Here is a 3,351-nt window from a genome sequence, read left to right on the forward strand (position 1 = left end):
CTTCGCCCACTTTCTTGCCGCGGATGAGATCGAGCACCAGGCGCGCTTTCCGTGCCGTGATGCGAACATGACTCAAGTGTGCTTTCGCTTCCACGAGATAGTATCCTCCTCTCGAGTGACCTTGTCCGTATTGGGGAAAATGATCCGCTTGCGTGAAGCGCACCCTTTTCCCGCTGGTCCTTACAAATCAATTATCTTCTACCGGTTTTCTTGTCGTCGTCGGTGTGGCCCTTATACGTACGCGTCGGCGCGAATTCGCCGAGCTTGTGGCCAACCATGTCCTCCGTTACGTAAACCGGTACGTGCTTGCGGCCGTCGTATACGCCGAACGTGTGACCCACGAATTGCGGGAACACCGTCGAGCGGCGCGACCACGTCTTGATTACGACCTTCTTGCCCGATGCGTTCAGCTCTTCGACTTTCTTGAGCAGATAGCCATCGACGAAAGGTCCTTTCTTTAAGCTGCGGCCCATGGATGATCCTCCCTTCCTGGCTTAAGCCTGATCGCGTTGCGCCGATTACTTCGTGCGGCGGCGAACGATATATTTGTCGGATGCTTTGTTTTTCTTCCGAGTCTTGGCGCCAAGGGTTTTCTTGCCCCAAGGAGACATCGGCGACTTGCGGCCGATCGGTGCGCGGCCTTCGCCGCCGCCGTGCGGGTGATCGTTCGGGTTCATGACGACACCGCGGACGGTCGGACGCTTGCGCAACCAGCGGTTGCGGCCGGCTTTACCGATGTTGATCAGCTCGTGGTCTTCGTTGCCTACGGATCCGATCGTTGCGCGGCATACCTTAAGGATGCGGCGCATTTCGCCGGAAGACAAGCGAATGATCGCGTACGTGTCTTCTTTACCAAGCAATTGAGCTTCCGTGCCTGCAGCGCGGACCAACTGGCCGCCCTTGCCCGGCTTCAGCTCGATGTTGTGGATAACGGTACCGACCGGAATGTTTTCCAGCGGCAGCGCGTTGCCCGGCTTGATGTCGGCATCCGGACCGGAAACGATCACGTCGTCGACTTTCAGACCCTTCGGCGCGAGGATGTAACGCTTCTCGCCGTCGGCGTAGTTGATGAGCGCGATGTTCGCCGTACGGTTCGGATCGTATTCGATCGTCGCAACGCGTCCAGGAACGCCGTCCTTGTTGCGCTTGAAGTCGATGATCCGGTATTTCCGCTTGTGACCGCCGCCGTGGTGGCGAGTCGTAATTTTACCCTGGTTGTTGCGGCCGGCTTTGTTCATCAGCGGCGCAAGCAACGACTTCTCGGGTTTATCCGTCGTAATTTCCGCGAACGCGTTGACCGTCATTTGACGGCGCGACGGCGTAGTCGGTTTAAAGCTTTTTACTGGCATCTCGTGTCCCTCCTTCTTTCAAGAATGATTACTCTGCCGTTTCGAAGAACGTGAGTTCTTTGCTGTCCGGCGTGAGCGTAACGATCGCTTTTTTCCATTCGGACGTATAGCCGCTGTACCGGCCGTAGCGCTTCGGCTTGCCTGGTACGTTGATCGTGTTCACGTCCGATACTTTGACCTTGAAGATCGACTCGACGGCTTGCTTAATTTCCGTCTTGTTCACGCGACGATCGACTTCGAAGACGTATTTCTTGTCTTCCATCAGCTCGCTCGTACGTTCCGTGATGATCGGGCGACGGATAATATCGTATGGGCTTTTCATTACGCGAACACCTCCTCGACTTTCTTGGCGGCATCCTTCGTAATGATGAGCTTGTCGTAACCGAGTACGTCGAGCACGTTGATGCCTTCCGCCGAAACGAACTTCGCGTTCGGCAAGTTCCGTACGGACAGCGCCACGTTGTCGTCATACTCCGCCGTAACGACGAGCGCCTTGCGATCGACTTTCAAGTTGTTCAAGAGCGCCTTGATTTCCTTCGTCTTCGGCGCAGCGACCGAAAGGTTGTCGAGAACGATGATTTCGTTGTCGATCACTTTCGAAGACAGCGCGGACTTGAGGGCAAGACGGCGAACTTTCTTAGGAAGCTTGAAGCCGTAGCTGCGCGGAGTTGGTCCGAAGACGATCCCGCCGCCCTTCCATTGCGGAGAACGGATGGAACCTTGACGCGCGCGGCCAGTACCCTTCTGCTTCCAAGGCTTGCGGCCGCCGCCGCGAACTTCGCTGCGGCCTTTCGTTTTGTGCGTGCCGAGGCGAACCGCCGCTTGCTGCAGCAATACCGCATCGTGCATGACGTACGTATTCGGCTCGATGCCGAACACCGTATCCGCCAATTCGACTTCGCCCACTTGGGCGCCGCTGACATTATACAAAGCTACTTTAGGCATGGATGCTCCTCCTTTCTTTATTTCTTAAGCGCCGATTTGATTTTCACGTAGCTGTTCTTCGCGCCCGGAATCGAACCCGAGATCAGGAGAACGTTGCGCTCCGTGTCCACTTTAACGACCTTGAGATTTTGCAGCGTAACCGTCTCGTTGCCCGTGCGGCCCGCCATTTTCTTGCCCTTCGGCACGCGGTTGGCGTCGCGGTGAATCGCGAGCGAACCTTGGCCTCTGTGATATTTCGAACCGTGGGACATCGGTCCGCGGCTCATGTTCCAACGCTGGATCGCGCCGAGGGTACCGCGGCCTTTCGAAGTACCCGTTACGTCAACATACTCGCCTTCCGCGAACAGGTCGGCAGTTACCACCTGGCCAACTTCGTATTGAGACAAGTCGACATCGCGGAATTCTTTAATGTAGCGCTTAGGAGTCGTGCCAGCCTTCTTCACGTGGCCAAGCGCCGGTTTCGTAGTGTTCTTTTCTTTCTTCTCGTCAAAACCGAGCTGGATCGCGGCGTAACCGTCGTTGTCAGAGTCCTTCTTCTGAAGAACTACGCAAGGACCCGCCTGGATTACCGTTACCGGTACGACGTTGCCGTCTTCCGTGAACACCTGCGTCATGCCCAGTTTCTTTCCTAAGATACCTTTTGTCATGTTGACACCTCTTTTCTTCCTATAAATAAAGTAGTTTATTTTGCAAATGTATCGCTTCGCTCGTGTATTAGAGCTTGATTTCGATATCTACACCGGACGGCAGGTCCAAGCGCATCAACGCGTCGACGGTTTGCGGCGTCGGGTTGACAATGTCGATCAAGCGCTTGTGCGTACGCATCTCGAACTGCTCCCGGGAATCCTTGTACTTGTGAACCGCGCGCAAAATCGTGATGATTTGCTTCTCCGTCGGTAACGGGATCGGACCGGAAACGCCTGCTCCGGAACGCTTTGCCGTATCGACGATTTTCTCCGCGGACTGGTCAAGAACTCTGTGATCGTACGCCTTCAAACGGATACGAATCTTTTGCTTCGCCATGGTGAAAATCCCTCCTTCTATCGCCCAATTTTGT

At 55.3% G+C, this 3,351-nt stretch carries 7 protein-coding genes; all 7 read right to left on the reverse strand.

Annotation, left to right across the window (positions count from 1 at the left end):
• The coding region (locus tag VE009_RS00325) for a large ribosomal subunit protein uL22 (RefSeq protein WP_414694748.1) at positions 1–94 on the reverse strand (94 nt) is incomplete at its 3' end.
• A gap of 97 nt (positions 95–191) precedes the next feature.
• The gene (gene rpsS, locus VE009_RS00330; RefSeq protein ID WP_325005389.1) at positions 192–473 is read right to left on the reverse strand and encodes a 30S ribosomal protein S19; all 282 of its coding nucleotides are present in this window, start codon (positions 471–473) and stop codon (positions 192–194) included.
• A gap of 45 nt (positions 474–518) precedes the next feature.
• Positions 519–1,349: a 50S ribosomal protein L2 gene (gene rplB, locus VE009_RS00335; protein ID WP_325005390.1), complete on the reverse strand. Its 831-nt coding sequence runs from the start codon at positions 1,347–1,349 to the stop codon at positions 519–521.
• A 28-nt stretch (positions 1,350–1,377) separates the two neighbouring features.
• Positions 1,378–1,671: a 50S ribosomal protein L23 gene (gene rplW / locus VE009_RS00340; protein WP_325005391.1), complete on the reverse strand. Its 294-nt coding sequence runs from the start codon at positions 1,669–1,671 to the stop codon at positions 1,378–1,380.
• Complete coding sequence (gene rplD / locus VE009_RS00345; RefSeq protein ID WP_325005392.1) at positions 1,671–2,294, reverse strand: 50S ribosomal protein L4; 624 nt, start codon at positions 2,292–2,294, stop codon at positions 1,671–1,673. Before rplD ends, rplW begins: the two co-directional genes overlap by 1 nt.
• A 17-nt stretch (positions 2,295–2,311) precedes the next feature.
• On the reverse strand, positions 2,312–2,941 hold the full coding sequence (gene rplC / locus VE009_RS00350; protein WP_325005393.1) for a 50S ribosomal protein L3: 630 nt from the start codon (positions 2,939–2,941) through the stop codon (positions 2,312–2,314).
• A gap of 67 nt (positions 2,942–3,008) precedes the next feature.
• Positions 3,009–3,317 (reverse strand): 30S ribosomal protein S10, encoded by a 309-nt coding sequence (gene rpsJ, locus VE009_RS00355; protein WP_013921163.1) that lies wholly within the window; start codon positions 3,315–3,317, stop codon positions 3,009–3,011.
• Positions 3,318–3,351: the final 34 nt, after the last annotated feature.

The organism is Paenibacillus sp., assembly GCF_035645195.1.
In the GTDB taxonomy this organism is placed as follows: domain Bacteria; phylum Bacillota; class Bacilli; order Paenibacillales; family YIM-B00363; genus Paenibacillus_AE.

Excerpts from the sequence above, each read along its gene's own strand:
- rplB (WP_325005390.1), bottom strand. The coding sequence starts at position 1,349 with ATGCCAGTAAAAAGCTTTAAACCGACTACGCCGTCGCGCCGTCAAATG.
- rpsS (WP_325005389.1), bottom strand. The coding sequence starts at position 473 with ATGGGCCGCAGCTTAAAGAAAGGACCTTTCGTCGATGGCTATCTGCTC.
- rplC (WP_325005393.1), bottom strand. The coding sequence starts at position 2,941 with ATGACAAAAGGTATCTTAGGAAAGAAACTGGGCATGACGCAGGTGTTC.
- rplD (WP_325005392.1), bottom strand. The coding sequence starts at position 2,294 with ATGCCTAAAGTAGCTTTGTATAATGTCAGCGGCGCCCAAGTGGGCGAA.
- rpsJ (WP_013921163.1), bottom strand. The coding sequence starts at position 3,317 with ATGGCGAAGCAAAAGATTCGTATCCGTTTGAAGGCGTACGATCACAGA.
- rplW (WP_325005391.1), bottom strand. The coding sequence starts at position 1,671 with ATGAAAAGCCCATACGATATTATCCGTCGCCCGATCATCACGGAACGT.